We start from the raw sequence: 25485 nt of genomic DNA, 5'->3' as shown, positions 1-25485 counted from the left end.
GGCTTAAGAACAGCCGGAAGTTTTCTTAAGCTGGCCTTAAGATTTCTGTGCCAGAATGATCACCAGACCGGTAACAGGACCTGCCATGCGGATATTGCTTGTAGAAGACGACCATCACCTGGCCAACACCATGCTGGGAATGTTGCGTGACGGACAGAACACGGTGGACTGGCTCGACGACGGCCAGCAGGCCCTGGGTGCACTCACCAGCGAGCACTTTGATCTGGCAATACTGGACCTGACTCTGCCCCGCGTTGATGGCCTGGACATCCTGAAGGCAGCCAGGAAACAGGGCGTGCAAACGCCGGTGATCATCCTGACTGCCCGTTCCGGTCTGGATGAAAAACTGACCGGCCTGGATGCCGGCGCCGATGACTACCTCACCAAACCCTTCGCCATGGCGGAGCTCAAGGCCAGAATCCGGGCAGTCACACGTCGGGGCTCCTCGGTGCCGCAGAACGGTCTGACGGTGGGCCAACTGGTGCTCAACCCGGACAACGGACAACTGACCAGCGGCGGCGAAACCACCACATTGCCCCGCAGTGAATTCCAGATTCTTCACTACCTGATGCGACACCCGGATCAGGTAGCCACACGACGACGGCTGGAAGAACAGCTTTACGGCTGGGACCACGGCGCGGAAAGCAACGCCCTGGAGGTGCACATCCACCACCTGCGTCGCAGGGTTGGCAAGGAAACCATTCGGACCCTACGCGGTGTCGGTTATCTGCTCGACAGCCAGGCTGCCGCCAGGGTGACCGAATGTCCCTGACCCGCACACTGACCCTGCTGGTTACCTCCACCGTTCTGCTGATTGCACTTGTTGCTGCGGCCTGGAGCTACATCGAAAGCAACCACGAGCTTGAGGAGCTGTTTGACGCCGAGCTGGCACAAAGCACGCGGATCGTTCAGGGTCTCGTGCAGCACCTGGCAGACACCCAGTCTGTAGAGCAGCTACCTAGAACTTTGAGCGAAACCCTGGAGCTGCCCCGACCCGACACGCCAGGAGTGGATTTTGAAGCTGACAATAACGAAATCCTGCCCGGTGGAACCGGGCACAAGTACGAGAAGAAACTGGCATTCGAGGTCTGGACCCCGGAGCGCGAACCATTGCTGGATACCCTCAAAGCCGACGATACCGAAGGACTGACACCCGGCTATTCCTGGGCAGAGTCCAGTGGCTTTCGCTGGCGAGTGTTTACACTCCAGGATCCAATCACCGGTTTCTGGATCCGGACGGCACAGCGCGAAGATATTCGTGAGGAGCTTAGCGAGGAACTGGCCCTGGGGAACATTCTGCCGTTGTTGATTGCCCTGCCCCTGCTGTTACTTGCCGCCAGTGCCGCCATCCAGCTCGGTTTCAGGCCGCTTTTAAAGCTTGAGCGCCCAATCCGCAACATGGCCCCGGAAAATATACACCCACTGGACGACCGGCAGGCGCCCAAGGAAGTCGCCGGTCTGGTGCAGGCGGTGAATGGTCTGCTCCTTCGCCTCAACCAGGCCCTGGAACGGGAGAGGCGGTTTTCTGCCGATGCCGCCCACGAACTGAGGACACCGCTTACGGCCCTGCGCCTGAATTTGGAAAAAGTCTACGAGAACGACCCGGAGCAATACGGCGGTCTGATCCAGTCCGTGGACCGCATGGTGCACCTGGTTGAGCAGATGCTGCTGCTCAACCGCGTCGACTCTGGTGCCGATTTCACCCCGGAATACCACAACCTGTCTGCCATCGTGGAACAGAGCATTGCCGATGTGGCACCGCTGGCCCTGAAAAAGGACATCGACCCCGTGCTGCAGGACGATGCCGGTCAGGCCCTGGTCTCCTGCCACAGCGCCTTGATCAACACGCTCATGCGCTCCCTGCTGGCGAACGCCATCCAGTACAGCCCCGAACACACAAGCATCGAAACACACCTCACGCCTGCCGGTGAGGGATACCATATAACCGTGTGCGACCAGGGCCCCGGCATCCCAGCCGAGGCACGTGAGCGGGCTTTGAGCCGTTTTGTCCGGCTGGACCAGCGACTCGGTGGTGGCGCGGGTCTCGGGCTGGCCATCGCCAGGCGCATCGCTGAACTTCATGGTGGCCAGCTCACCCTGGGCGACCGGCCGGATGGCAACTCGGGCCTGTGCGTCAGCATCTGGCTCCCGGCCCGTGCCACCTCTCGTCTCAAGAAGGTTTAAGATTGTTTTAAGGTTTGAGGAGGATACTCCGGCCCAATTGAACAGGGCCGACAGACGGCCCGGTTGATATTCCGTTTTCGAGGATGTCTTTACATGGGTCAGGAAAGAACTCTTTCGCTGGTTATACCGGCCAAGGATGAAGAAGCCAACATCGCTACCCTGCTGACCGAGGCCTATGGGGTAATGCGTGACTATCACGGCTTTGAGGTGGTGCTGGTGGATGATGGCAGCACAGACAGCACGCTGGACACAGCCGTTCGGACAGCCCGGGCCCTCGGCGGCCGGTTGTTGACCATTCGCCACGAGCGCAGCATCGGCCAGAGCGGTGCCCTGGCATCGGGTATCCGACAGGCCCGGAGCAGGTTGATTGTTACCATGGATGGCGATGGCCAGAACGATCCGGCCGACATTCCCGCCATGCTGCAGAAAGCCAACACCATGCGGAACCCGGACTTCTGTATTGCCGGCTATCGCAAGAATCGCAAGGACACTGCGTGGAAGCGCTTCCAGTCCCGCCTGGCCAATCGCGTGCGGGATGCACTGCTTCATGATGGCGTGCCCGATACCGGTTGCGGCCTGAAGCTGTTTCCCCGGGAAACCTTCCTCAAACTCCCCTGGTTCGATCACGGACACCGATTCATCCCGGCGCTGGTACGCGGGATCGGCGGTGACATTGCCATCGTGGAGGTAAACCACCGCCCACGCATCGCCGGGATTTCCAAATACAACGCCTGGAACCGGACCTGGGCCGGCATCCTGGACCTGCTCGGTGTACTCTGGTTGCTGCACCGCACCCGGGTTCCTGTTATCAGCAGTGCCGGTCAGGCCGATCCACAGGGATCGGTGGCGGAGCGCTCCTGACATGATCAACGGTTCCCGCTGGCTGGCCTTCGCCGCCCTGGTGCTGGTTGGCTATCTGACCATCCACAACGGCTGGCTCGACTTCATTGCCGACCAGAATGAAGTGGCGAACTATCTCCACAGCCATGGTGTCGGCGGATTGGTGGTGATTACCCTCGCCGGCGCATTGTTTACCGGCCTCGGCGCTCCACGCCAGTTGCTCGCCTTCGTGCTGGGTTTTGCGCTGGGCGGGTTCAACGGGACACTGCTGTCGACCCTGGCCGCCGCCATCGGGGCCACCGGCTGTTTCCTGACCGCCCGCTGGCTGCTGCGAACGCCATTGAGCCGGCGGTTCAGCCATCGCATGCAGCAGTTTGATCGCCTGTTCCGGGAGCAGACGCTGTTGAAGGTTCTCATGGTGCGTTTGCTGCCGGTGGGCAGTAACCTGGTGACCAACCTTGTCGCAGGCTGCTCCGGGATCCGTTTCTCACCGTTCCTGTTCGGCAGCACCCTTGGCTACCTGCCCCAGATGCTGGTGTTTGCCCTGGCCGGTGCCGGTATCGGCAATGCTAATGCCTATCAGCTTGCCGTGAGCATCGGCTTTTTCATTCTCGCCTCGCTGATTGGTGCTTTTCTCTATCACAACCAGAGGGCCAGGACGCTGGCCGATTCCGTTTCCGACTCTCTCTGAGACCGAACCATGCCTGCATCACCCTTCGTCCGCCACCTGCCGGACACCGTGTTTAACCTTTCCCGCAATCAACTCCTGCTGTTACTGCTGGCCTTTGCCGCAGTCGTGATTTTTACCGGGATCGGACTACGTTCCCCCTGGCCTGCCGACGAACCGAGGTTCGCGGAAGTGGCCCGCGAAATGGTCGCCTCCGGGCAATGGCTGATCCCCATGCGGGGTGGTGAGTTCTACCCGGACAAGCCACCGGTGTTCATGTGGAGTATTGCCTTCTTTTACTGGCTGACCGGCAACCTGAAGATTGCATTCCTGCTGCCCAATGCGCTGTGTAGCCTGCTGACACTGGGACTGGTCTTTGATCTGGGCACCCGCCTGTGGAACCAGCGAACCGGTGCCATCGCGGTCATGTTGCTGATGCTTGCGCCCCAGTTCGTGATCCAGGCCCAGAAAGCCCAGATCGACGCCATGGTCGCCTGCTGGATTGCGGTTGCCTGCTACGGCCTGATCCGACACTTTTTTAGCGGGCCCGCCTGGGGATGGTACTTCGTTGGCTGGGCATTTATGGGGCTCGGGATCATCACCAAAGGGGTTGGCTTCCTGCCGGCGCTGATGCTCATTCCGATCGTGGTCATGAAGCTTCGCGATCGCGCATTGTTCCGTGGCACGCTCACCTGGCGCTGCGCACTGGGCCCGCTGGCCATGCTGGCAGTGGTTGCCGCCTGGCTGATTCCCATGGTGCTTTACGTTAACAATCTCGGCACCGAAGAGGCCCTGGCTTATCGGAATAATATCCTGTTCAAGCAGACCGGCGAGCGCTATGCCGACTCATGGGGCCATATCCAGCCCTGGTACTATTACCTCACCAGCGTAATTCCCTCGCTCTGGTTTCCTCTTCCGCTGTTGCTGCTGGCCTTGATCCGGCCCCTGTCTGAAACCGCCCGGTACCGGCCGATTATTCCTGTACTTCTGGGCTGGATTGCCCTGGTCATCGTGTTTTTCAGCCTCAGCCCCGGCAAGCGCGGTGTTTACCTGTTGCCAGCATTGCCCATGCTGGCGCTGATTCTCGCCCCGCTGCTCAGCAGCCAGAAACCGGCGGGGTGGTTTCCGCCGCTCCTGACAGGTGTGCAGTTACTGCTCGGTATCGCGTTGATGGCGGTTGGCGTCCTGGCCTGGAACGACCACCCCAGGTTGGTTGAAAAAGTGGCTGACTACAGCACCGACCCGGCCAAACTGCACGAGGCGGGGACGTTCGTCTTCGTCATAGGACTGGCCTGGCTGATCACCCTGTTCGGGTTCTGGCGCTCCCGTGCGCTGGGGCGTCTGTTTCTGGCCATGATGATCACCTGGCTGCTGCTGGGCACCTGGGGCTATCGAATTCTTGAGCCGCTTCGAACTCCTCGCAACGTGCTGGCCGCCGCAGAACAGCATATCCCGCCCGGCGGGCAGCTCGGCATGATCGACTTCCGGGAGCAGTTCCTGCTGTTTTCCAAACGCGACTTCACCCATTTCAGCTTCTTTACCGGTCGGGAACAGGAAAATCGCAATGCCTGGTTGTGGATGAGCGAAACCGAGGACAGCTATCTCCTCGTCGCCGATCAGATTGAGCTACCCTGCTTCACCAAAGAGGGTGCCATTCCCGTGGGCACGGCCCACCGGGACAGCTACCTATTATTGACTGATGAACAAATGAACCCCAGCTGCGCACCACCAGACAAGGTCAAACGGTTTACCACGCCTGAGCCCGGCAGTTGGCAGGATTGAGCTGGCGAGGGATTAAGAGAAGAAGAAACGATGAAAAAGCATGAAATTAAAGCCCGTCGGAAAGAAAACCGTGTTGATTCCGTGAAAATCGTACGATCCCCCTCGAATGCGCACGAATGGGTCATACTTTTTAAGGATATTGAAGGAAAGACCTTTTTCCTGATCTCAGACGACGATCATGTCTGCAGCTACGCAAACCTGGATGCGACCGTCGAGGCACTCGACGCCCTGGGGTTTGCCCGTGCCGAAGTGCTGTTCTGACAGGCCCTACCTGGTTTTGGGCAAGGTCACCGAAACCTGCAGGCCCTGACCTCCCGGGCCAGCACCCAGCCGGATATCGCCACCCATCCCCCGAATCAGGGTGCGGGCGATAGCCAGGCCCAGGCCTGCGCCACCGGTTTCGCGGCTGCGTGAGTGTTCCAGCCGATAGAAGGGTTCAAAAACCCGTTCCCGGTCCGCCTCCAGAATACCCGGCCCCTGATCAACAATCGTGACAACCGCTTCTGTGTCTGTGGTTGCCAGTGTTACTTCCGCCTGCTCGCCATAATTAACCGCGTTCTCAATCAAATTACGCAGGGCACGTTTGACGGCTTCGGGCTGCCCCTGGAGTACAGATCTCGGGCTGTCATCACAGTGCACCGCCAGCCCCATTTCCTGGAGATCGCCACACAGGCTGTCCAGCAGGGTCGCCAGATCATAGCGACGATGCTGTTCGGTGGTGGTGCCCCGGATGAAATCGAGGGTAGCTTCGGCAAGATGCTGCATTTCCCTGAGGGAATCGAGAAGACGGTCCCTGTCCTCACCTTCCGGCAGCATTTCAACCCGCAGCCGCATGGAGGTAATGGGTGTCCTCAGGTCGTGAGCGAGAGCCGCCAGCAGCCTTGCCCGGTCTTCCTGGGCGCGGCCAACCTGATCCTGCATCTGGTTGAAGGCGCGGGTAACCTCACGAACATCCTCCGGCCCCTTTTCAGGAATCCGGACTTTCTCCCCCCGCCCGAACGCGTGGGCCGCCTGGCTCAACTCGTTCATTGGCCGCAGGATTCGACGGACCGCCAGCAACAAGGTCAGCGTGAGCAGCACTGCGGTAATGCCAACGCTGGTGAGCGTCGCCTTTAACCACAGCCAGGAGGGCGCCGGTGGCCGGGCCCGGGCATTGAACCACTGGCCGGAAGACAACGCCAGGGAAACACCCAGCACCGGCGGGCATTCGTGCCGTTCATCGTGATGGTCGTCATCATCACGGTGTTCTTCATACTCGTGGTGTTCATCATCCTCATCGTCATGCCGTTCACGGCCCCGATGATCATCGCGATCCGGCAGGCAGTCGTCTTCATCAGCCTCCATGGCCGTTCGAACCTGCGCCACGGGCAGACCCAGCTCCTCGGCCAGCCGGCGCCTCATGCCGGAGGCCTGATCCTCGGTCAGATAGGGCGCTGGATCGATGGAAAGCCGCAGGGTCGGGCTGGAGAGTGCCCGGAGGATGCGCTCCTGCCGTTCCGGATCGGTAGTATCGGTCAGGGTATAGCCATCGGCCACCCGCTGGAGGACGTGTTCCAGACTGGCACTGCGCAACGCTCCCTGGCGCTCACCCGCCAGAATAACGATGGTGATAACCTGGGCCACCAGCAGCACCAGAATCAATAACAGCGCCAGCTGCCCACCGGCGCGCCGTGGCCACAGTCTCATGGTTCAGCCCCTTCGACCGCAGCAATCCACTGGTAGCCACCGCCCCAGATTGTCTTGATCAGCCTGGGGCTGCGGGCATCCGGGTCGATCTTTCGGCGCAGGCGGCTGACATGATTATCAATGCTGCGATCGAAAGCATCCGCCTCTCTGCCGAGGGTCAGGTCCATCAGCTGATCACGGGACAACACGCGGCCGGCGTGCTCAAGGAAGGCGAGCAGAAGCTTGTACTCGGCGGTACTCAACGACACCTCGACACCTTCCGGATCGATGAGTTGATGGCGGTCGACGTCCAGTGTCCAGCCCTCGAACGTCAGGGACTGCCCGGCCATGGGGCTGCGTTGCGGTGGCAGCGCCGTGGTACGGCGCAGAACTGCTTTTATGCGGGCCAACAACTCCCGGGGGTTAAAGGGTTTAGTGAGATAGTCGTCGGCGCCCATCTCGAGGCCGACAATGCGATCGGTTTCCTCGCTCATGGCTGTAAGCAGAATAACAGGCAACTCGGTGTGCTCACGAAGGTAACGGCAGAGCGTGAGGCCATCGTCCCCGGGCATCATGATGTCCAGCACAACCAGGTCGACGGAGTGCTGTCGCAACTGTCGTTTCATGGCATCGCCGCCATCTGCCAGCAGCACGCGCAGGCCATGCTCCTGAAGATAGCGGCCGACCAGATCTCGAATGTCCCGGTGGTCATCGACGACCAGGATGGTGGGAGAGTCGCTCACTCGTTACTCCGTTGAATTACCGTCTGCCCCGATTATAGGGGAGTCGACTTCCCGCTTGGGCGCGATCTTGTCAAAAACCGTCGCAAATCCCTGCCTTGCGACAAGTTGCGACAAAGTCGGTGGGTCACCGAGACAATTCTGCGACGTTTCCTTGGTGCAATAGATCCTGACAAACGAGGGCATTCCCGATAAGCACTAAACCAACCAAGGAGTTCAACCATGAAGAAAACCACCACAATTGCCGCCATCTCTGCCGCTGCTCTGCTCAGCACGGCGCCCCTGCTGGCATCGGCCGATGACGACTACTGGGAAGAAGACCGCTATGAACATCGCGGTGACGGCAAGCACATGCGCGCCAGCCTCAAGCAGTACAGCACCGACGAGATGCGCATTATGGCCTATGGCCAGGCACTCCGGCGCTTTGGTCCGGGCGTGAAGGTGTCCGTTGACGAAACTCCGGATGGCACCTACCGGGTACAACTGCGGGATGCCGAGCAGAACCTGATCCGGGAGCAGGAATTCAACCAGTACGGCGCTCCGGTTCGCGGCGGCCGCCGGGACTGATTGCCAGCTGACAGCGCGGGGCCCGGAATGTGCCCCGCCACCCCCTGATCAAGGAGAATCGCGATGACATTGATGGACGCTGACAACCGCTATGGTGCCGTTTCCCGGGCTGTGCACTGGATAATGGCGGTTCTGCTGCTGGTAATGCTTGCCAGCGAAGTCTGGTTTGAAGCCCTGGAACACACACTCTCTGATGCGTCGCTTATGGCCTGGCACCAGACCCTGGGCCTGACCATTTTCGGGCTGGTTATCTTTCGCGGTCTCTGGCGCTGGCTTAACCGCGCACGTGTAACACCACCGGCTCAATGGGCGACCATGGCCAAGCTCGGGCACATTGCGCTCTATGCCCTGATGATCCTGATGCCGCTGTCAGGGCTCGCATCCTCCCTCGGTGAAGGCGATCCTGTTACCTTTTTCGGCTGGACAGTCTTTGGCTACGGCCCGGAAATCGAGTGGCTGGAAGACAGCGGGGAAGAGGTTCATGAAGTGCTGGCCAACGTGTTGTGGCTCATGATTGGCGTACACGTAGCAGCTGCCCTGGCGCATCAGTACCTGCTGGGAGACCGGATCATGAAGCGCATGGCCTGACGGCCAAGATACAGGAAAACCCTCGGGCTCAAGCCACCGGCAGCGAATCGTCGCTGCCCCAGTCCGCCCAGGAACCATCGTAAAGAGAGAGCTGGTCATACCCGGCCAGCTCGGCCGCCAGCAGAATGATGCAGGCGGTGATGCCGGAACCGCAGGAAAACACCAGTTGATGCCCGTCTCCGGGCTGAAGGTTCGTACCGAGATGCCTGAACTTTGCCTCCAGCTCACTGACCGGCTTAAACCGGTAACCATCCAGCACCTCGGTAAACGGAAGACTGAGTGAGTTCGGAATATGGCCGCCGCGCACTCCCGGGCGGGGTTCCGGGGCCTGAGCCAGGAACCGCGCCCGGGATCTCGCATCAATCACCGAAACTCGCTCGTCGTCCAGATGCTGTAGCACGAAGGCGGAATCCCGAACCCGTCCGCGGTCCAGACGGCCCGCCACGTTCCCGGCGGAAGCCGCACTATTAATCGGGGCCGACACCGTCTCACGCCCCTCTGCCAACCACTGTGGCAGGCCACCATCGAGCACGAAAACCTGTTCGAGGCCCATCGACCGCAGAATCCACCAGGCCCGGGGAGCGGAATAGATTCCCTGGTTGTCGTAAAGCACCACCAGTCTTTCAGGCGTTATGCCCAGCCTGCGAACTTCCTGAGTGAACTGTTCCTCGGTAGGAAACGCATGGAGCTGGGACGATTCCGTATTGCAGAGCGTTCCCTCCAGATCAATCTGGAAGCTCCCCGGTATCCACACCGGGTGATCATAAACGATCGGCTCCTTGCCAATAACCGTGGCCATACTCGCGTCGATAAGAACCAACCGTTCGTTATCGAGGTTTTCCTGCAACCAGTCGGTGGTTACGAGTGGGGACGCCATGGTGTGCTCCTGTTCCTACCAGAAATAAACGGCCGACTTCTCAGGCCGACAAATCGCCAGACCTTCCCGGCTGCCGTCAGGACGTTGCGGCAATCACCGAGATTTCCACCAGCAACTCCGGCGACGCCATCTGAGCCTGAACGCAGGCCCGGGCCGGCGCCGTACCTTCAGGCACCCAGTTGTCCCACACCTCGTTCAGGGCTTTGAAATCGGCCATGTCTGCCAGGTAAATGGTTGCCGAAAGGATTCGATCGCGGCTGGAGCCGGCGGTCTCGAGCAGCTCGTCCACTTTCTCCAGCATCCCGGTTACCTGGGTATGAATATCGGCGTTACGGTCCTTGGCAACCTGACCGCAAAGGTAAGCAGTGCCGTTGTGTTTTACGATCTTGCTCATTCGGCTGTTGGTGGAAATACGTTCAATGGTCATGGTGATGGCCTTGTTGGTGGTCGCCGTGTGGCGGATTGTTAAAGCCTGCCCAGCCAGTACTGCGGACGCCGCCGGTCATGGGCAACAGCCAGAACCTGAAAACCATCAGGCATCTCTCGGTAAACAATAGACAGGGGAAATCTGTGAAGGGGCGCTCTACGAATATCTGGTGGCAACTCGACTTGCCAGGCTTTGGGTGACTCGCCAACTAAATTGGCCAGGGCCTCAAATTCCTCTATAAAGGTACCACCCAATCCCGGAACTTTTGATTCGTAATAACCAACTGACTCCAGGAACTCGGCTTCCGCTGCCGGGTGAAAAGAATAGGTCATTTAATCAGTGCTCTAGCCTTCTTCATGACCTCATCGCCAGACACAGCCTGAACTGTGCCATTGTCGAGCTCTTCACCCCTGCGCCGGGCCTCAAATAACCAATCGGACCTGAGCTCTTCTTCTGACGGAGACTCCAGACTCAACACCAGTCGCTGGATCAATTGGGCTCGCTCCTCTTTAGGGAGGTGGAGCGCCTCGTCTTCAATTTTTTGGAGATTCATGGAAAAATCCCTCGTTCACGTATCGTCCAATTTTGACACGAATGGGAATACGGTGCCACGACTCGGGTTTTCGCTTTAACGCTCCGCTAATGCGCGCAGCCTCACGATCCAACGAGTCGACAACCCAAGCCGGGAAATCGACGTTGATTCGCTTTTCTTCCTGATTAACGCGGCGAGCAGAAGACAGGTCCAAGTCATCAACAATGTCTTCCTGACCTTCCTCAAATTTTTTGTCGAAGTCTTTAGCTTTCATAGAGCTCAACCTCTACAGCACTCTCTCCACGTGAGAGCCCCTCAAGCAGCTCAATTCTACGCTGCATGAATTCGTAATCCTGCACATCAACAAGATAAGCCGATGGCTGGCCATGTTCAGTTATCAGTACCGGCTCTTTAGACCGGTGCAGATCAGCCAGGATTTTTGTAGCTTGGCGCTTGAGGTTTGTAACAAGCTCAATTTTCATGGGTTCACCCTGATCCAAACTGGCAGTGACACTGCAGCATCACTTTGTGGGTGAGGCATTCACAGCTAACGCTGATTGTAACCAGCGCCGGAGCGCAGCGGGGGAACCAAAAGTGGTACGCTTTTGGCGTCCGGTTGACCGCTTCGTTAACGAAGCTCTCAAACTCCGTTCACATTATCAGAAGTTGGAATTTCGCGAATCAAGAACTCTTCCAGGGCCGCGGCCTCAAACGACGTTGTTCGAGGGACACCAATTATGAACTCATATCGAGGTTGATCAATCCAACCATCGTGCTTCAACTTGCAACTTTTATCCGGACCATAGCTGGCGTACGCGTTCAATCTCGCACTAACTGAGCTCTTCATCGATGACTTGCCGATGTAGACTAATGCGCCAGCACCATCGAGAAATGCATAGACACCGGCTTGGCCGTTACTTGGCCAAGTCTCATTCCATTTGAGTTCAGCGTGCAGCATTCCGCCTGCTTGACCTGGAAACAAATCGTATAGTGGACCTAATGTGAAGTCTTCGAGGTCAGGATGCCGATAATTTGCACAGTATTCAGCAACTATATCTTTTAGGTCTTCCAAGGTTCCGATCATATGAAAACTCGTTGACGCACTTTTTAACTACTCTTACAGCTTAGCCAGATCATCAATAATTGCTGGACTCATCCTCATGAAATCGACAAACGATTTTCCAAACTCTGTAAGCCGATAGCTACCTTGTGCGTAAACCATCAAGCCGGCAGTAACTGGATAGGAAAGATACTTCAGATAATCCCAACTTTGGAGAGCATCCGGATGCTCTGATGACACCAGTTTGAAGTGATTTTCTATCTCCCCTTGAGTAACTACACCTGGCCCATCACGAAGTGAATTGAATAGCTCAAATTGGGATCTGAACAAAACTCGAGCGACATTCAAACATTGAACAGAGTTTTGAAGGAGAGATACTTCTTTACTGAGGAGGTCAATCTTTGATTGATCGTCTACTCCCAATGCATTCAAATGCGCAACAACATTTTCGTAAAGTCGTTGGGAATACGGAGTTTCTTGCCCTTGCTGTCTGGCGACTAACTCTTCGTAGTCTTGCCCTTGAGGTAATACAGCTGGGCCCTTGTCCGCATTAGTAAGGTCAGATGTTTCCGCGCTTATCTGCCGTTCTGCCTCAAAAGTGGCAGATATTCCAGCCGCTCCAGCTTTGAATTCCTTCAAGCTAGACCTACTAAAAAGTTTCTCAAATCCGGACTTGATGCCACCTCGGAAAACTAGCCCGAGTGTCAGGACTGTTGCAGGCCACGCAACGTGAGAGATTCCGCTTACTACCAGCTCTCCAATGGAAGCAGCCTCAGCCATTTTGTGACCCCTCTAGGTTAAGTGATTTTATTGAAATTTTCGAGTTAACGCGATTGGTAACGGGCGGAAACAAAGGGCAGCGTATTTGGCGCCCTGTTAACCAACTAGTTAGAATCAGCCTTGAACCTCACCATCACTATGTTTTTTAAGCTCCGCGAGGACTCCTCTTAAATAAACCTCATAATCAACGTCGACCTGAACTTTCTGATAGAGATTCACTAACGACTCAAATGCTCGTTTAAAATTTGTGCTGAAGAGCTCAAAATTTTCATCATCTTGGAGAAAACCATCTCGATACTTCGCAGAGTTTTCGTTCCACTCATGGGCAAGCTGGTTCCGGTTAGCGGCTAAATCTTTTAGTTTTTTCTCCAGCGACGAATTGATCAAACCAAACTGTTTTAGTGCTCTGATTCTTTGCTGAAAAGGGAGCTTGTTAACTATGAAAGATAGATCATCTATTTTCGACGAGTCTGCGTTTACTATGTGAAGATTGATAGTTTCATTTACTAACAGTTCAAGCTTAGCAAATGCAGCCAAAATCAAGCCTCTATCGAACACCCTAATATCCGCATAACCGAACTCGTTGAAGTGCTCAGACCACGAATACCTACCATCAATTGCGCGGAAAAAATGATTTTCCCCAATGGCAAACACTCGAAAATGGGAAGGCATAGACCTTACTTTTCGAATGGTTTCACACAAAGTTCGGATAGTCTCTTCCATATCTCTGATACGGCTCCTTTTTTCTGACAGCTAATTCAACGACAAATGACATCTATCCCAACTTCACTTTTCCGCCACTCGACAGTTCTAGATTTCCACTGTGTATCGAAAAATTACCAATCTTAAACCGTAGACGGGCCGGGGATAGGCGTCAATTTTCGACTTTTCGCCCGCCCCCTAATCATTTATTCCCAAGCTCTTTGTGGTCCGTGATTAGACCTTTAACCCGGCACAAACACCGGAAACCCATCCAGTTCGGCAGAGAGCAAGCTCTGGCCAAACAGGCTTTCGAGCGCAGAAGTCACCAGTATGTCGCGGGCCGGGCCCCAGCAGGCCTGGCCGTCGGGGTACAGGAGAAGAATCTGGTCGCACCATCGGGCGGCCAGGTTCAGGTCGTGGAGGCACATGAAGATTGCGCGGTCCGCAGCGGCCCGTTGGCGCAGCAGTTTCATAACGGCGGTCTGGTGCTGTAAATCCAGGTGATTGGTCGGCTCGTCCAACAGCCAGATTTCCGGGCTTTGGGTCATCAGGGTGGCAATGGCTACCCGCTGGCGTTCGCCGCCGGAGAGGGTATTCACCAGGCGATCCTTCAGGTGGATAACGTCCAACGCTTCCAGCGCTTTTTCTGCAATTGCGAGATCCTCGCCGCTCTCCATCTGCCAGGGAGATAACCAGGGATGGCGGCCGATCAGGGCGGTCTCAAGGACCGTGGCCGGGAATCCATCCTGCCGGTCCTGAAATACCAGGCCCATGCGTTGCGATACGGTCTTGCGGCGGATGCCGTCCAACGGCGTTCCATCAAGCAGCAGCTTTCCGCTTCTGGGCTCCCGCAATCCTGCGAGAGTATGGAGCAAGGTGGTTTTACCCACACCGTTAGGGCCCAGCACGCCCCAGACCTGTCCCGGTTCGATGGCCAGATTCAGGGGAACGCCTGAGCTGCGGCCCGGAATGTCGATAATCAGCGCTTCGGTTGCCAGGCGTGTCATCATCGGCTCCTATACAGCAGGTACAGGAAGGTCGGGACGCCGATCAGCGCGGTGATCACCCCAACCGGCAACTGCTCCGGCGCAATCACCACCCGCGCCAGGGTATCCGCCAGCACCAGCAGCGTACCGCCCGCCAGTGCGCAGGCCGGCAGAATCAGGCGCTGGTCGTTGCCCAGCACCAGCCGCAACATGTGCGGTACCACCAGGCCAACGAAACCAACCGAACCGGCCATGGTGACGGCGGCTGCGGTCAGCAGGCTGGCCATCAGGTAGATCGACCATTCCAGTGGCCGCACCGAAACGCCCAGCGCCGCCGCCTGCAGGGAGCCCCGTGCCAGCACGTTCAGGGCCCGGCCGAGCGGAAACACCATCAGGCATACGAGCACAAGAATGATCAGTCCCGGCCACGGAGTGGCGGCGTGGGAAAGATCGCCCATCAACCAATACAGCATGCCCGGCAATCGGCTGGCCGGGGTCATCGAGAGGATCAGGGTAATCATGGCGCCCCAGCCGGCGGCGACCACCACACCGGTAAGCAACAGCCGCGATGGGGTCCAGCTGCCACTGCCGTGAGCCAGACCAAACACCAGCAGGGTGGCCAGCATGGCACCTGCAAACGCGGAGCCGGATATCAGAAAACCGGCAGCGCCGGCCAGCATGGCCAATAACGCACCCACTGCCGCGCCACCAGAAAGCCCCAACACATAAGGATCGGCCAGGGGATTTCGCAACAATACCTGCATCAGTGCCCCGGCCACGGCCAGCAATCCGCCAGTTGCGAACGCGCTCAGGGTGCGAGGCAGGCGCAGCTCCAGAATCAGCGTTTGCTGCAACTCGGTGCCACTGCCGGTGATCACCCTCAGAGTGTCACCAAAACCGATGGACGTACTGCCAATGCTGACGGAGAGCAGTGCCGCCAGAAAGCCCGCCAGCAGCAGAATGAGGAGAGGTTTGTAAGGGCTAGAGATAGGCACGGGCCTGCTCCAGGGTCTGGCACAGGTGCCTGGCGCCGTCTGCCATACGTAGCGTGGGGCGCGCCAGAAGGTCCGGCGGTTCGAGGAAGAGGTTGCCGGCGGCTACCGCTGCCAGGCCCGGAAACTCGCGCCAGGCTTCCAGCCACTGCCTGTCGTCCGACGACCCGGCGGTAATAATGACTTCAGGGTTGGCTTCGAGAACCGCCTCCCGGCTGATCCGGGGCACCAGCCGTGGCAGCCCGCCAAACACATTCACTCCGCCGCACAGGGTTATGGCCTTGCTGATCAGCTCGTCCCGGTTCACGGTCATCAGTGGCTGGTCCCATATCTGGTAGAACACCTTAACCGGTCTGGCATCGGCATACTGAGCTTTAAGTTTGACTATTTCTGCACGAAACGCTTCGGCCCGCTCATTGCCGAGATCCGGTGAACCCGTCAGCAACGCCAGATCCGATACCGCCGCGGCAATGTCGTCAAACGTTCGCGGGGCTAGCCAGAATACGGAAATACCAAGGTCAGACAGCCGTTCCAATTGGCTGCGGGAATTGCCATCCACCCAGGCCACCACCAGGTCCGGTGCCAGCGAAACAATGGCTTCCAGGTCCAGGCGATTGCTGTCGCCCACCTGCGGTAAGTTCTCCGCCTCTGGCGGGTAGTCGCTCCAGGCACTCACCGCAACGACCTTTTCGCCGGCACCGGCGGAGAACAACAGCTCAGTGGCACCCGGTGACAAAGAAACAATACGCTGCGCTGGCTCGGCCAGGCATACCTTCTGGTTCAGTGCATCGCGTACGCAGGGTCCCTGGGCCTGCGCCAACGAGGGCGCAAGCAGAGACAGTACACACAGTGCAGCGAGCCATAGGTGCCTCATAGAGGGCGGGAGCCTCTCAGATCAATGAATTTACTGTTGGAAATCATAGCGCACCGAGGCCATGAAGGTTCGTCCGGCGGCCAGATAATCAAAGGGCGCGAAGGTCGCACTGTCATATCCGATGCTGGTGGCATACCGACGATCCAGCATGTTATCGACCTTGAATGAGGCCGACCAGCCAGGCTGGAAATTCCAGGCCGCTCTCAGGTCTACCGTGCCATAGCCCGGCAGCAGACTGGTATTTGCCGCATCGTTATAGCGGTCACTCTCGGCAATAAAGCTGGCGCCCACCGACCACTGGGAGAACAGGCGATCAATATCCAGACGCACGTTTTTTTCCGCGCGGCGTGGTAAACGGGCGCCGGTATCGCGATTCTCGGTATCCGCGTAGGTTACTGCTGCCGCCAGATTCCAGTCAGCCGTCTCGATACCGGAAGAAACCTCAACGCCACGGATTCTGGCCGTCTCGACGTTTTCCATGGTGCCCTCAAAGGTCACCGGGTCCGACACGTAGGTAATCAGGTCTTTCACGTCGTTCTGATAAAGCGCAATGTCCCAGTACCACCGGTCATATCGCCCGGAGAAACCGGCTTCGACCATCTGCCCCTCTTCCGCATCGAGGTCAGGATTACCGGTGTAGAACGGCACCGTCAGGTAAAGGTCATTAAAGGTGGGTGCCCGGAACGATGTCGCATAGCTGAGGCGAAAGCGATGGGCGCGGTCCAGCTGGTGACCGAAGGCCACACCGCCAGTCTCCTCTTTGCCATAGGCCTCGTTGTCATCCAGACGCAGACTGAGCATCAGATCGGTGGCATCAAAGTTCAAACGGCCCTGACCGAAAACCGCGCTGTTGGTCCGGCTGTCTTCTGTGAAATTGCTGGTGCCATCCACTTCGTCAAGCATGACCTCCGTACCCAGAACCAGCTCATGAACACCGGCCGTCAGGGTGTTTTCCCAGCGCGCGGAGCGAGACAGGGTGTCGAACGTGCTGGGATTGGCTCCGAAGGTATCCTGTTCGTCGCGAGCTTCCGAGAACTGGATACGTGTACGCCAGTAGTCACTGGCAACCGCTTCCAGATGCAGCCCCATGGCACGAATCAGGAAATCGGTATCACCGCCTTCAAACTCGGTATTACCTTCAGACTGGAAAACCGTCAGTCCTGCGCCGCCGCCCTGGTCAAAACTGTGGCTCAGTTTGGCCAGGCCACCAGCGTTCCGGAATCCTTTGTCCTCGCCGCCAGCACGCAGGTTCGTGCCATCGGTATCCGAATAAACGCCACCGGCCAGGAACGACGAACGGCCTTCCCGGCCAGCCAGCCCGGCCGTTGCCTCACGGGTTTCATGGGAACCGCCTTTCAGCTCGCCCCAACCCTGGCGCCCGGCCTCCGGTTCCAGGGTGAACGCCTGGATGACACCACCCACCGCATCGGCACCGTAGAGGGAACTCTTCGCACCTCGCACCAGCTCAACCCGTTCCATCAATTCGGGAGGCAAAAACTGCCAGGGTGGGATACCCGCAGAGGCCGAGCGCAGGCGGATACCATCGAGAAGCAGCACGGTACCTGAGCTGCCAGCGCCACGCAGGAATACGCTGGTAGTCTTGCCGTAACTGCCGTCCGACACCACGTTGATCCCCGGCTGGGCGCGCAGCAGGTCGCGGAATTCCGCGGGCTGTTGCCGATCAATATCCTCCTTCTCGATGACCGTAACCGAAGACAGGCTCTCCCCAACGGTCTTCGGCCCCAGTGTCGCGGTAACCACGATGGGATCCAGGGCATCGGATTCAGGGGCAGACTGGGCCGAAACGGCCAGAGGCAGGGCGGCCATGGCAACGCCGGCCAGTAAAACAGGGCTTTGAATTCTGAACATGAAACTTGCTCCGCACTCCGCGCGCACCCGCACGGGAATCTGGGTTTTGTTGCGGAACAGGGAATGGGGGCAGGCGGTAGACTGGTGTCAGGAATGCGGAACCGGCATATCACCCACCCAGGTTGCCCACCGCAACATCGGGTGTTTTTCCAGGCCGGTCTCCGGGCTGGCAGGCGGAACTCTGGGTTCCCGGGCAATCACCTTCCCATGTCTTGGCGACACAGTGGCGCACAGATTGCCGTTGTCCTGCTTACCGTTGCGGGGGCAGCATCGGACTTGCACTGGCGTGACCAGGCTCACCGATTTCCCGTTTCACCCGTCGCGCTTTGCGACGGGCACCTGAAAAAAGTGTGGCAAGGCTAGCAACACCGGGGTAAGCGGTCAATGAAATCCATCAAAGGTCGACATGGTCGCAGGCCTCTGCCACTGCTATATTCCATGACTGACAATCATTTTTTCTTCGCCAAAACAGGGAGTTTTATGCAGGCCGAGCTGGTCGACATCCGCAATCACATGGCTCAATACTCGCCGTTTGACGAGATGACCGAGGAGCTGCTCGACAGGGTGGTGGGCGGTATTGAGGTAGTCTACTTCAAGGCCGGCAGCCAGATCCTGGAATTCGGCGAGCCCAGTAACTGGCTTTATTACGTGCGCAGTGGCGCGGTAGAAATCTATCGGCGTTCGGGCGAGCTGTATAACCGCATCAGCGAAGGCGAAATATTCGGCCAGTTTGGCCTCCTGATGAACCGGAAAGTGCGATTTCCGGCAAAAGCCCTGGAAGACACACTGGTCTACAAGATTCCGGGAGAAATCTTCCAGTACCTGTGGGAAAATGAGGACAACTTCGCCGATTTCGTCGAGATTGAAGACCGCAGTCGCCTGCGCTCTGCCGTTTCCCGTCGGGAAAAGTCCAACCAACTGATGACATCCAAGGTTACCCGGTTGATTGCCCGGGAGCCGGTATCAGCGCCCCACACCGTTCGCCTGCAGGAAGCGGCGCGGATCATGACCGAAAACGGCGTCTCCGCACTGCTGCTGATGGACGAGGAAGGTGAAAAGCCCCTGCTCAAGGGCATCATTACCGACCGGGACCTGCGCACCCGGGCCCTTAGCGAAGCCCTGGCCTCGGAAACTCCGATCAGCGAGATCATGTCGGAGGATCTGATCACCATCCGCTCGAACATGTTCATATTCGAGGCCATGCTCACCATGCTGCACAACAATGTGCACCATCTTCCGGTGATGGATCGGGATGAGGTTCGCGGGGTGATTGCGCTGTCTGACATCGTAAAGTACGAGAGTCAGAGCAGCCTATACCTGGTCAGCAACATCTACCATCAGCAGGATGTAAAAGGGCTGAAGAAGATCAGCCTGGATGTGCGGGACAGCTTTGTTCGCATGGTGAACGAAGATGCCAACTCCCACATGATTGGCAGTGCCATGGCCGGCATCGGGCGCAGCTTTACACAACGTCTGCTGGCGCTGGGCGAGGAGAAACTCGGCCCCCCACCCGTGCCCTACTGCTTTATGGCCCTCGGCTCCATGGCGCGGGACGAGCAGCTGGTGGTCACGGACCAGGATAGCGCCATGATCCTGGACGACAGCTTTGTGCCGGAAGAACACGACGAATACTTCCTGGCGCTGGCGAAATTTGTCAGCGATGGCCTTGCGGAGTGCGGCTATACCTACTGCACCGGCGACATCATGGCCACCAACCAGAAATGGCGGCAGCCACTGCGCGTCTGGAAGGACTACTTCACCGACTGGATTGATAATCCGAAAGCCGAGGCTCTGTTAAACAGCAATATTTTCTTTGATCTGGATGGCATCTACGGCGAGACCGACTTTGCCGAACAGCTCAAGACACTGGTGGCGGACAAAGCCAGCAACAGCCAGCGGTTCCTGGCAATGCTGGCGCGCAACGCCCTGAACCGCACGCCGCCGATCGGCTTTTTCCGGACTTTCGTGCTGGAAGAGGATGGCAAGCACCAGAAGACCTTCAACCTGAAACGTCGCGGAACAGCGCCCCTGTCGGATCTGATCCGGGTTCATGCCCTGGCCTGCGGCTCCCGTGCACAGAACTCGTTCGAACGACTGAAAGCCATTGGCAACACCAAGCTCCTGCTGGACGACGATCTGGGCAACCTGAGGGATGCGCTTGAGTTTATCTCCATCGTTCGTATCCGACACCAGGCCCTGGCAATCGAGGCTGACCGGCAGCCGGACAACAACGTACGGCCCGAAGACCTTTCACCGTTTGAGCGCAGCCATCTCAAGGATGCGTTCCAGGTAGTCAGCGGTGCCCAGAAGTTCCTGAAATTCCGGTATCACGCCGGGGTGGCCCGTAATGTCTAGTGAGGAGCAGGCCGAGAATTCTGTTACACGCCTGCCATGGCCCGAGCAATTCAAGGCCCTGGCGGAGCAGAGCAAGTCCCCGATTCTTAAAGCCTATTACGAGAGTGGGTGTGTGTCGCCGGAGACGCCCTTATCCGAGGTGCCCTTTGTCGCGCTCGATTTCGAGACCACCGGGTTGGACGCCAATCAACATTCGATTGTCAGTATCGGTCTGGTGCCGTTTACGCTCGACGGCATCCAGCTGGGCAAAGCCCGCCACTGGATCGTGCGGCCCAAGCTCCCGCTACACCAGACCTCGATTACTATCCACGGCATTACCCACAGTGATATCGACCAGGCCCCGGATTTGAACGATATCCTGAAGGATCTGTTTGCCAGCCTGAATGGGCGTATCCCCGTGGTTCACTACCGCAACATCGAGAGATCGTTCTTCGACGTTGCCCTGCAATGGCGCTTGGGGGAAGGAATCCGGTTTCCGTTGATCGATACCATGGCCATTGAGGCTCACCTGCACCCGGACCGAAACCCGTCACGCTGGCAACAACTGCTGGGGAAGAAGCCCGTGTCGATTCGCTTGGCTGATAGCCGGCTGCGTTATGGGCTGCCTCACTATGCCGCCCACAACGCCCTGATTGATGCGGTTGCCACGGCTGAACTCCTGCAGGCCCAGGTGTTGCACCATTTCAGCCGGGACACCCGGGTGGCGGATTTGTGGTTGTGAGTCAGGCGTCGCTCTCTGGTCTGACGTCATCAACCCATTTGCCATAACCGGCCTCTTCCATCTTCTCCAGCGGGATAAAGTCCATAGACGCGGAGTTCATGCAGTAGCGTAGTCCGGTTGGCGCAGGGCCATCGTTGAAGACATGGCCAAGGTGGGAATCCGCGTGGCTGCTGCGGATTTCCGTACGGGTCATGAAGAACGAGTTGTCCTCACGTTCCACCACCGCGTCTGGTGTGATCGGCCGGGTAAAGCTGGGCCAGCCGGTACCGGATTTGTACTTGTCCCGTGAAGAAAACAGCGGCTCGCCGGAGACAATATCCACGTAGAGTCCTGGCTTCTTGTTGTCCCAGTATTTGTTGTTAAACGCCGGCTCGGTGCCGTCTTCCTGGGTCACCTCGTACTGCATATCCGTCAGGCGCTGCTTCAGGACATCCTGAGCCGGCTTTTCAAAGCTTGCCGGATCGAAGCCAACGCCCATCTGGCCGGGCTCTGTGCTGGCGCTTTCATCGCCCACCAGATCGTCACTGGCGTCCACTGTGGCATTCTCCTGGAACCGGGTGTAATCGAGCTCGTAATCTTCGCCATACACCTTCTCGATAAACTGATAGCGTCCAGAGTTGAAGGTGTAGAAGTTGTAGCGCACCGGGTTTTTGTCGTAATAATCCTGGTGGTATTCCTCCGCCGGGTAAAATTTCTCAAACGGCACGATTTCGATCACCACGGGTTTCTCGTAAACTCCGGATGCCTCCAATTCTGCAACGGCCGCCTCGGCCAGGCGCTTCTGCTCAGCGTTATGGTAGAAAATAGCAGGACGATACTGCTGGCCGCGGTCCACAAACTGACCCTGATTATCGGTCGGGTCCATCATCCGCCAGAGCGCCTGCAACAAGCCCTCGTATGTCATTTCGTTGGGGTCGTAATAGACCTGTACCGCTTCGGTATGGCCAGTCTGCCCCGAGGCAACCTGCTTGTAGGAGGGGCTTGCCTCTTTCCCACCAGAATAGCCCGAGACTACTTCCACCACGCCCGGCACCCGCTTTTCGTACCCGGCCTCAACACACCAGAAACAACCGCCAGCAAAGGTCGCCACGGCCAGACCCGGTTGATCCGGTGCGTATTTGCTCATCTGCGACTCCGACTTTTCGGCAACCGCGTAGGTGGTGAACAGACCAACTGCAGAGACAAATGCCACTGCGGAAAACAGACCCATGATCTTGCGTTTCATCAGATATCTCCTTCACGTGATTCCATACCTACAGCGTAGGGCGGTGGATTCACGAAAACGTTCACCAGGTATTACGAATTCATAACGCTGTGGATTTTTCGCCGCCCGCGACCGAGCTGTCGCGGGCCAGGGGCAGCCAGACACTGAAAACGGCGCCATCGGCATTGCGTACCGAGAGTTTTCCCTGCTGCAGCGTCACCATTCGCTGGGCAATCGCGAGCCCCAGACCGGCATGGCCCGTCCTGGACGCACCTGCGGCCTGATAAAAGGGTTCGAAGACGTGCTCCAGGTGCTCATCATCGATACCGGGGCCAGCGTCGGCGACGGTAATTTGCGCACCCCCGGCCTGTTCGACAACGCCCAGTGTGATCTCCGTATCTTTCGGCGAATGGCTGAGGGCGTTGCTGATCAGGTTATCCAATACCCGCTCGGTCATGGCGATATCCGCCAGCACCTGGACCGGAGCGACGGAAACAATCGACAGGGCAACGCCTGCGCGCTCCGCCTCGGGTTGGTGCTTCTGCACCACGTCATGCAGCAGTTCGGCAACCACAAACGGTTCCGTCTTCGGCTGTTTCTCCCGGGCATCCAGTGCGGCAAGTTCAAACAGTTCCTCCACAAGACGACCAAGCCGGTGGCTTTCGGTCAGGGCCACATCCAGGAAACGTGCCCGCTCCTCGGCGGCGAGCGTGTCCTGTTTCATGCGCAATGCTTCGATATAACCCTGGATGGATGCCAGTGGCGTTCTAAGGTCATGGGAGACCTGGGCAACCAGCTGCCGGCGCTGGGCATCCTTGTGTTTCAGAAGGTCCAGCTGGGCAACAATTCGCTGGGCCATCTGATCGAACCGGGCGGCCAGGTAATCAATGTCATCGCCTTTGCCCGCCACCGCGGCGGCGCGCTCCGGAGACATGCCGCGCTCGAAGGATTCCACCCGCTCGGTCAGCCGCGACAGCCGACGCGTCAGCAACCGGAAGAACACCAGCCCGGCCAGCAAGCCGACGAACAGGCTCACCGCCAGCGCGCCCGCGCCTAACTGGAGGAGCCGGTTACTGTGCACCATGCTCTCGGCCAGGTCGTACTCCTCGCCGCGCAGAACCACGTACAGATAACCCGTTGGATCCGCAGCCGAAGGCACCGGCGTTACCGAGAAGACCTTCCGCCGGTCATGACTGCGCGGATCATCGCCGGGCAGTGGGTAAGCGCCCGGGTTTTCAAGCAGCGTGCGTACCGGTTCCAGGGATACCCGGTTGCGCTTGATCTTGTTCGGGTCGGCGGAGTAGGAAAGGATATTACCTTCGGTATCCAGCAGGTAGATTTCGATACTGGGGTTGATGGTCATGTACAGCTCGAAGAGCTGCTTCAGGGCATCGCGGTTGAGCTTGCCATCGGTTACCAGGTTGCGGTCAGACACCAGGTTACGGGCGAGGTCGCGGTTCAGCTGCTGGTTGACCGCAGCCGAGTATTCCCTCACCGAAGCCAGACTCAGAAAGGTAAAGAGCCCACCCACCACGAGCAGCAGCAGGAACAGACCGATCGCCAGCCGGGCATAAAGGGTGCGGAAGACAGACAGGGCCATCGCTAATCCATGAACCGATAGCCAACACCCCAGACCGTCTGGACGTATCGTGGGTCGGCGGGATCGGCTTCAATCTTGTTGCGCAGGCGGTTGATGTGGGTGTTCACGGTATGCTCGTAGCCCTCATGGTTGTAACCCCACACAGAATCGAGCAATTGCGCCCGGCTGAACACCCGGCCCCGATGGGAGGCAAAGTGCCAGAGCAGGTCGAACTCGCGGGCGGTCAGGTCCACTTCCCGATCATCCACAAACACTCGCCGGCGAACCGGATCAATCCGAAGCCCGTCCACCTCAATCTCATCAGCCTGACCGCCGGCAGGCGCTGCCTGAGAGAGTGCGTCTACCCGTCGGAAAAGCGCTTTGACGCGCGCTGCCAGCTCCGCCACGCTGAACGGCTTCGTCAGGTAATCGTCCGCGCCCATCTCCAGGCCCAGGACCCGATCCAGCTCTGTGCTCTTTGCCGTCAACATCAGAACCGGCACATAGCCCGGGCAGGCACGAATCTCGCGGCACACCGCCAAACCATCCAGGCCAGGCAACATCAGATCCAGAATAACCAGATCGACGCCGCCCTCACGGAACCTTTCCAGGCCGGTGTCCCCCCGGTCCACGAGCACGGGCTTCATTCCCAGATCTGAAACCTGCATACGGACCAGCTCACCGATGCCGGGGTTGTCTTCAATAATCAGTACCGTTCGCGTCATGGTGATGGGCTTCGCTGAATTTGCCGGAGGCTTTCGATGCTTTCATGGCAGAGTGTAGGCGGAAAAGTTCACAAAACCATCACAAGCCGTCAGAACCGCGCGCATAGCCGGCTCCGGGTTTAGCCGTTAAAATGAATCCAAATTCGGGCATGAGGTTTCAGTGGCAGACAAAACCGTAACCAGGGCAACACCGGCCGAGGCGTTCAAGCGAGCACGTCGCATGTGGCTCAAGGGTGAGCGCATTCACTTGGCGCCGCTGGCTGATGAGCTCGGAATTGGCCGCGCCACCCTGTTTCGCTGGGTCGGCAACAAGGATCTGCTGATCGGCGAGATTCTCTGGTCCCTGTACGAACCCCTTTGGCGACAGGCCATGGCCGAAACGCCCGGCACTGGCGTGGACTACATTGTCGGCGTGTACCGCCGCACCAACTCCGCGATCCTGCACTTCGAGCCGCTGCGGCGATTCATCAACCAGGACCCGGAATATGCCCTGAAGATCCTCACCTCGTCCCAGTCGATCCTGCACACTCGCACGGTCGAAACCAACACGCGGATGCTGAAAGACCAGGTAGCGGCCGGGCATATCAAGCCACCAATGAACATCTTCAGCCTGTCTTACTTCATGATTAGACTGGCAGAGTCCTGCCTTTACAGCGACATCATCGCCGGACGCGAACCCAGGGAAGCAGAATTGGAGGATGCCTGTACGGCCGTGCGGATTTTGCTTGGGGGGAAGGCCTAGGGCTTACAGGCTTTGGGGGCTGGCCCC

Annotated in this window: 29 protein-coding genes and 1 riboswitch; of the genes, 11 read left to right on the top strand and 18 right to left on the bottom strand. The window is 58.1% G+C overall.

Going from position 1 to position 25485, the window contains the following annotated elements:
- Window positions 1-85: 85 nt before the first annotated feature.
- The 6 genes from ACGK9W_RS18040 to ACGK9W_RS18015 all read left to right on the top strand — a co-directional run bounded on the left by ACGK9W_RS18040 (window position 86) and on the right by ACGK9W_RS18015 (window position 5734).
- Window positions 86-772, top strand: coding sequence for a response regulator transcription factor (locus ACGK9W_RS18040; protein WP_008177104.1), 687 nt, complete (start codon window positions 86-88; stop codon window positions 770-772).
- A complete protein-coding gene (locus tag ACGK9W_RS18035) occupies window positions 763-2184 on the top strand; it encodes an ATP-binding protein (protein WP_405417944.1) in 1422 nt (473 codons plus the stop codon). Before ACGK9W_RS18040 ends, ACGK9W_RS18035 begins: the two co-directional genes overlap by 10 nt.
- A gap of 93 nt (window positions 2185-2277) precedes the next feature.
- Window positions 2278-3045, top strand: coding sequence for a glycosyltransferase family 2 protein (locus tag ACGK9W_RS18030; RefSeq protein ID WP_008177102.1), 768 nt, complete (start codon window positions 2278-2280; stop codon window positions 3043-3045).
- 1 nt (window position 3046) lies between these two features.
- Entirely contained in the window at window positions 3047-3715 is a 669-nt protein-coding gene (locus ACGK9W_RS18025; RefSeq protein ID WP_008177101.1) for a TVP38/TMEM64 family protein, read from the top strand.
- Between the two features lie 9 nt (window positions 3716-3724).
- Window positions 3725-5473 carry a glycosyltransferase family 39 protein gene (locus ACGK9W_RS18020; RefSeq protein WP_008177100.1) on the top strand — a complete coding sequence of 583 codons (1749 nt, stop codon included), beginning with the start codon at window positions 3725-3727 and terminating at the stop codon, window positions 5471-5473.
- A gap of 30 nt (window positions 5474-5503) precedes the next feature.
- The gene (locus ACGK9W_RS18015) at window positions 5504-5734 is read left to right on the top strand and encodes a hypothetical protein (RefSeq protein ID WP_008177099.1); all 231 of its coding nucleotides are present in this window, start codon (window positions 5504-5506) and stop codon (window positions 5732-5734) included.
- 6 nt (window positions 5735-5740) lie between these two features.
- On the opposite strand, the gene ACGK9W_RS18010 is transcribed toward ACGK9W_RS18015, so the two are convergent.
- Both ACGK9W_RS18010 and ACGK9W_RS18005 read right to left on the bottom strand, forming a co-directional pair.
- Window positions 5741-7159: an ATP-binding protein gene (locus tag ACGK9W_RS18010; RefSeq protein WP_405417941.1), complete on the bottom strand. Its 1419-nt coding sequence runs from the start codon at window positions 7157-7159 to the stop codon at window positions 5741-5743.
- Window positions 7156-7881, bottom strand: a complete 726-nt coding sequence (locus ACGK9W_RS18005; RefSeq protein ID WP_053113683.1) for a response regulator — start codon at window positions 7879-7881, stop codon at window positions 7156-7158. The genes ACGK9W_RS18010 and ACGK9W_RS18005 overlap by 4 nt, the downstream gene beginning before the upstream one ends.
- A gap of 219 nt (window positions 7882-8100) precedes the next feature.
- Between ACGK9W_RS18005 and ACGK9W_RS18000 the strand changes: the two genes are divergently transcribed.
- Both ACGK9W_RS18000 and ACGK9W_RS17995 read left to right on the top strand, forming a co-directional pair.
- Entirely contained in the window at window positions 8101-8445 is a 345-nt protein-coding gene (locus tag ACGK9W_RS18000) for a hypothetical protein (protein ID WP_053113681.1), read from the top strand.
- Between the two features lie 63 nt (window positions 8446-8508).
- Window positions 8509-9033, top strand: coding sequence for a cytochrome b (locus tag ACGK9W_RS17995; RefSeq protein ID WP_273155710.1), 525 nt, complete (start codon window positions 8509-8511; stop codon window positions 9031-9033).
- Between the two features lie 28 nt (window positions 9034-9061).
- On the opposite strand, the gene ACGK9W_RS17990 is transcribed toward ACGK9W_RS17995, so the two are convergent.
- The 13 genes from ACGK9W_RS17990 to ACGK9W_RS17930 all read right to left on the bottom strand — a co-directional run bounded on the left by ACGK9W_RS17990 (window position 9062) and on the right by ACGK9W_RS17930 (window position 18132).
- The gene (locus ACGK9W_RS17990) at window positions 9062-9910 is read right to left on the bottom strand and encodes a sulfurtransferase (RefSeq protein ID WP_008177089.1); all 849 of its coding nucleotides are present in this window, start codon (window positions 9908-9910) and stop codon (window positions 9062-9064) included.
- A 76-nt stretch (window positions 9911-9986) separates the two neighbouring features.
- Complete coding sequence (locus ACGK9W_RS17985; RefSeq protein WP_008177087.1) at window positions 9987-10337, bottom strand: RidA family protein; 351 nt, start codon at window positions 10335-10337, stop codon at window positions 9987-9989.
- 38 nt (window positions 10338-10375) lie between these two features.
- Window positions 10376-10669: a type II toxin-antitoxin system RelE/ParE family toxin gene (locus ACGK9W_RS17980; protein ID WP_405417937.1), complete on the bottom strand. Its 294-nt coding sequence runs from the start codon at window positions 10667-10669 to the stop codon at window positions 10376-10378.
- The gene (locus ACGK9W_RS17975) at window positions 10666-10890 is read right to left on the bottom strand and encodes an addiction module protein (protein WP_288365782.1); all 225 of its coding nucleotides are present in this window, start codon (window positions 10888-10890) and stop codon (window positions 10666-10668) included. Before ACGK9W_RS17975 ends, ACGK9W_RS17980 begins: the two co-directional genes overlap by 4 nt.
- Window positions 10871-11143, bottom strand: a complete 273-nt coding sequence (brnA, locus tag ACGK9W_RS17970; protein ID WP_288365781.1) for a type II toxin-antitoxin system BrnA family antitoxin — start codon at window positions 11141-11143, stop codon at window positions 10871-10873. Before brnA ends, ACGK9W_RS17975 begins: the two co-directional genes overlap by 20 nt.
- The gene (locus ACGK9W_RS17965; protein WP_405417934.1) at window positions 11133-11351 is read right to left on the bottom strand and encodes a type II toxin-antitoxin system Phd/YefM family antitoxin; all 219 of its coding nucleotides are present in this window, start codon (window positions 11349-11351) and stop codon (window positions 11133-11135) included. The genes brnA and ACGK9W_RS17965 overlap by 11 nt, the downstream gene beginning before the upstream one ends.
- A 158-nt stretch (window positions 11352-11509) precedes the next feature.
- Window positions 11510-11953 (bottom strand): hypothetical protein, encoded by a 444-nt coding sequence (locus tag ACGK9W_RS17960; protein WP_288367880.1) that lies wholly within the window; start codon window positions 11951-11953, stop codon window positions 11510-11512.
- A gap of 33 nt (window positions 11954-11986) precedes the next feature.
- The gene (locus tag ACGK9W_RS17955; RefSeq protein ID WP_288367878.1) at window positions 11987-12709 is read right to left on the bottom strand and encodes a hypothetical protein; all 723 of its coding nucleotides are present in this window, start codon (window positions 12707-12709) and stop codon (window positions 11987-11989) included.
- A gap of 114 nt (window positions 12710-12823) precedes the next feature.
- On the bottom strand, window positions 12824-13432 hold the full coding sequence (locus ACGK9W_RS17950; protein ID WP_405417932.1) for a hypothetical protein: 609 nt from the start codon (window positions 13430-13432) through the stop codon (window positions 12824-12826).
- A gap of 221 nt (window positions 13433-13653) precedes the next feature.
- A complete protein-coding gene (locus ACGK9W_RS17945) occupies window positions 13654-14418 on the bottom strand; it encodes an ABC transporter ATP-binding protein (RefSeq protein WP_405417930.1) in 765 nt (254 codons plus the stop codon).
- Window positions 14418-15392, bottom strand: coding sequence for an iron ABC transporter permease (locus ACGK9W_RS17940; RefSeq protein WP_092031308.1), 975 nt, complete (start codon window positions 15390-15392; stop codon window positions 14418-14420). Before ACGK9W_RS17940 ends, ACGK9W_RS17945 begins: the two co-directional genes overlap by 1 nt.
- Window positions 15379-16263 carry a cobalamin-binding protein gene (locus tag ACGK9W_RS17935; protein WP_288367871.1) on the bottom strand — a complete coding sequence of 295 codons (885 nt, stop codon included), beginning with the start codon at window positions 16261-16263 and terminating at the stop codon, window positions 15379-15381. The genes ACGK9W_RS17940 and ACGK9W_RS17935 overlap by 14 nt, the downstream gene beginning before the upstream one ends.
- 30 nt (window positions 16264-16293) lie before the next feature.
- A complete protein-coding gene (locus ACGK9W_RS17930; RefSeq protein WP_053113671.1) occupies window positions 16294-18132 on the bottom strand; it encodes a TonB-dependent siderophore receptor in 1839 nt (612 codons plus the stop codon).
- A 134-nt stretch (window positions 18133-18266) separates the two neighbouring features.
- Window positions 18267-18490, bottom strand: a riboswitch (cobalamin riboswitch).
- A gap of 122 nt (window positions 18491-18612) precedes the next feature.
- On the opposite strand from ACGK9W_RS17930, the gene ACGK9W_RS17925 reads away from it, so the two are divergent.
- The gene (locus ACGK9W_RS17925; RefSeq protein WP_405421099.1) at window positions 18613-20487 is read left to right on the top strand and encodes a putative nucleotidyltransferase substrate binding domain-containing protein; all 1875 of its coding nucleotides are present in this window, start codon (window positions 18613-18615) and stop codon (window positions 20485-20487) included.
- Window positions 20480-21208, top strand: a complete 729-nt coding sequence (locus tag ACGK9W_RS17920; protein WP_008177073.1) for a 3'-5' exonuclease — start codon at window positions 20480-20482, stop codon at window positions 21206-21208. Before ACGK9W_RS17925 ends, ACGK9W_RS17920 begins: the two co-directional genes overlap by 8 nt.
- A gap of 1 nt (window position 21209) precedes the next feature.
- Here ACGK9W_RS17920 and msrB read toward each other — a convergent pair whose 3' ends face one another.
- The 3 genes from msrB to ACGK9W_RS17905 form a co-directional block, all read right to left on the bottom strand.
- The gene (gene msrB, locus ACGK9W_RS17915; RefSeq protein ID WP_008177071.1) at window positions 21210-22433 is read right to left on the bottom strand and encodes a peptide-methionine (R)-S-oxide reductase MsrB; all 1224 of its coding nucleotides are present in this window, start codon (window positions 22431-22433) and stop codon (window positions 21210-21212) included.
- Between the two features lie 79 nt (window positions 22434-22512).
- On the bottom strand, window positions 22513-24012 hold the full coding sequence (locus tag ACGK9W_RS17910; RefSeq protein WP_405417926.1) for an ATP-binding protein: 1500 nt from the start codon (window positions 24010-24012) through the stop codon (window positions 22513-22515).
- A 2-nt stretch (window positions 24013-24014) separates the two neighbouring features.
- Window positions 24015-24716, bottom strand: a complete 702-nt coding sequence (locus tag ACGK9W_RS17905) for a response regulator transcription factor (protein WP_092031318.1) — start codon at window positions 24714-24716, stop codon at window positions 24015-24017.
- A gap of 160 nt (window positions 24717-24876) precedes the next feature.
- Between ACGK9W_RS17905 and ACGK9W_RS17900 the strand changes: the two genes are divergently transcribed.
- Window positions 24877-25458, top strand: a complete 582-nt coding sequence (locus ACGK9W_RS17900; protein WP_014579065.1) for a QsdR family transcriptional regulator — start codon at window positions 24877-24879, stop codon at window positions 25456-25458.
- Window positions 25459-25485: the final 27 nt, after the last annotated feature.

This window comes from Marinobacter flavimaris, from assembly GCF_045057155.1.
Taxonomy (GTDB): Bacteria; Pseudomonadota; Gammaproteobacteria; order Pseudomonadales; family Oleiphilaceae; genus Marinobacter; species Marinobacter manganoxydans.
The sequence above is the reverse complement of the archived record's forward strand: the minus strand, read 5'-3'. Positions and strand labels throughout refer to the sequence as shown.

Excerpts from the sequence above, each read along its gene's own strand:
- ACGK9W_RS18040 (WP_008177104.1), top strand. The coding sequence starts at position 86 with ATGCGGATATTGCTTGTAGAAGACGACCATCACCTGGCCAACACCATG.
- ACGK9W_RS18035 (WP_405417944.1), top strand. The coding sequence starts at position 763 with ATGTCCCTGACCCGCACACTGACCCTGCTGGTTACCTCCACCGTTCTG.
- ACGK9W_RS18030 (WP_008177102.1), top strand. The coding sequence starts at position 2,278 with ATGGGTCAGGAAAGAACTCTTTCGCTGGTTATACCGGCCAAGGATGAA.
- ACGK9W_RS18025 (WP_008177101.1), top strand. The coding sequence starts at position 3,047 with ATGATCAACGGTTCCCGCTGGCTGGCCTTCGCCGCCCTGGTGCTGGTT.
- ACGK9W_RS18020 (WP_008177100.1), top strand. The coding sequence starts at position 3,725 with ATGCCTGCATCACCCTTCGTCCGCCACCTGCCGGACACCGTGTTTAAC.
- ACGK9W_RS18015 (WP_008177099.1), top strand. The coding sequence starts at position 5,504 with ATGAAAAAGCATGAAATTAAAGCCCGTCGGAAAGAAAACCGTGTTGAT.
- ACGK9W_RS18010 (WP_405417941.1), bottom strand. The coding sequence starts at position 7,159 with ATGAGACTGTGGCCACGGCGCGCCGGTGGGCAGCTGGCGCTGTTATTG.
- ACGK9W_RS18000 (WP_053113681.1), top strand. The coding sequence starts at position 8,101 with ATGAAGAAAACCACCACAATTGCCGCCATCTCTGCCGCTGCTCTGCTC.
- ACGK9W_RS17995 (WP_273155710.1), top strand. The coding sequence starts at position 8,509 with ATGACATTGATGGACGCTGACAACCGCTATGGTGCCGTTTCCCGGGCT.
- ACGK9W_RS17990 (WP_008177089.1), bottom strand. The coding sequence starts at position 9,910 with ATGGCGTCCCCACTCGTAACCACCGACTGGTTGCAGGAAAACCTCGAT.
- ACGK9W_RS17985 (WP_008177087.1), bottom strand. The coding sequence starts at position 10,337 with ATGACCATTGAACGTATTTCCACCAACAGCCGAATGAGCAAGATCGTA.
- ACGK9W_RS17980 (WP_405417937.1), bottom strand. The coding sequence starts at position 10,669 with ATGACCTATTCTTTTCACCCGGCAGCGGAAGCCGAGTTCCTGGAGTCA.
- ACGK9W_RS17975 (WP_288365782.1), bottom strand. The coding sequence starts at position 10,890 with ATGAATCTCCAAAAAATTGAAGACGAGGCGCTCCACCTCCCTAAAGAG.
- brnA (WP_288365781.1), bottom strand. The coding sequence starts at position 11,143 with ATGAAAGCTAAAGACTTCGACAAAAAATTTGAGGAAGGTCAGGAAGAC.
- ACGK9W_RS17965 (WP_405417934.1), bottom strand. The coding sequence starts at position 11,351 with ATGAAAATTGAGCTTGTTACAAACCTCAAGCGCCAAGCTACAAAAATC.
- ACGK9W_RS17960 (WP_288367880.1), bottom strand. The coding sequence starts at position 11,953 with ATGATCGGAACCTTGGAAGACCTAAAAGATATAGTTGCTGAATACTGT.
- ACGK9W_RS17955 (WP_288367878.1), bottom strand. The coding sequence starts at position 12,709 with ATGGCTGAGGCTGCTTCCATTGGAGAGCTGGTAGTAAGCGGAATCTCT.
- ACGK9W_RS17950 (WP_405417932.1), bottom strand. The coding sequence starts at position 13,432 with ATGGAAGAGACTATCCGAACTTTGTGTGAAACCATTCGAAAAGTAAGG.
- ACGK9W_RS17945 (WP_405417930.1), bottom strand. The coding sequence starts at position 14,418 with ATGACACGCCTGGCAACCGAAGCGCTGATTATCGACATTCCGGGCCGC.
- ACGK9W_RS17935 (WP_288367871.1), bottom strand. The coding sequence starts at position 16,263 with ATGAGGCACCTATGGCTCGCTGCACTGTGTGTACTGTCTCTGCTTGCG.
- ACGK9W_RS17930 (WP_053113671.1), bottom strand. The coding sequence starts at position 18,132 with ATGTTCAGAATTCAAAGCCCTGTTTTACTGGCCGGCGTTGCCATGGCC.
- ACGK9W_RS17925 (WP_405421099.1), top strand. The coding sequence starts at position 18,613 with ATGCAGGCCGAGCTGGTCGACATCCGCAATCACATGGCTCAATACTCG.
- ACGK9W_RS17920 (WP_008177073.1), top strand. The coding sequence starts at position 20,480 with ATGTCTAGTGAGGAGCAGGCCGAGAATTCTGTTACACGCCTGCCATGG.
- msrB (WP_008177071.1), bottom strand. The coding sequence starts at position 22,433 with ATGAAACGCAAGATCATGGGTCTGTTTTCCGCAGTGGCATTTGTCTCT.
- ACGK9W_RS17910 (WP_405417926.1), bottom strand. The coding sequence starts at position 24,012 with ATGGCCCTGTCTGTCTTCCGCACCCTTTATGCCCGGCTGGCGATCGGT.
- ACGK9W_RS17905 (WP_092031318.1), bottom strand. The coding sequence starts at position 24,716 with ATGACGCGAACGGTACTGATTATTGAAGACAACCCCGGCATCGGTGAG.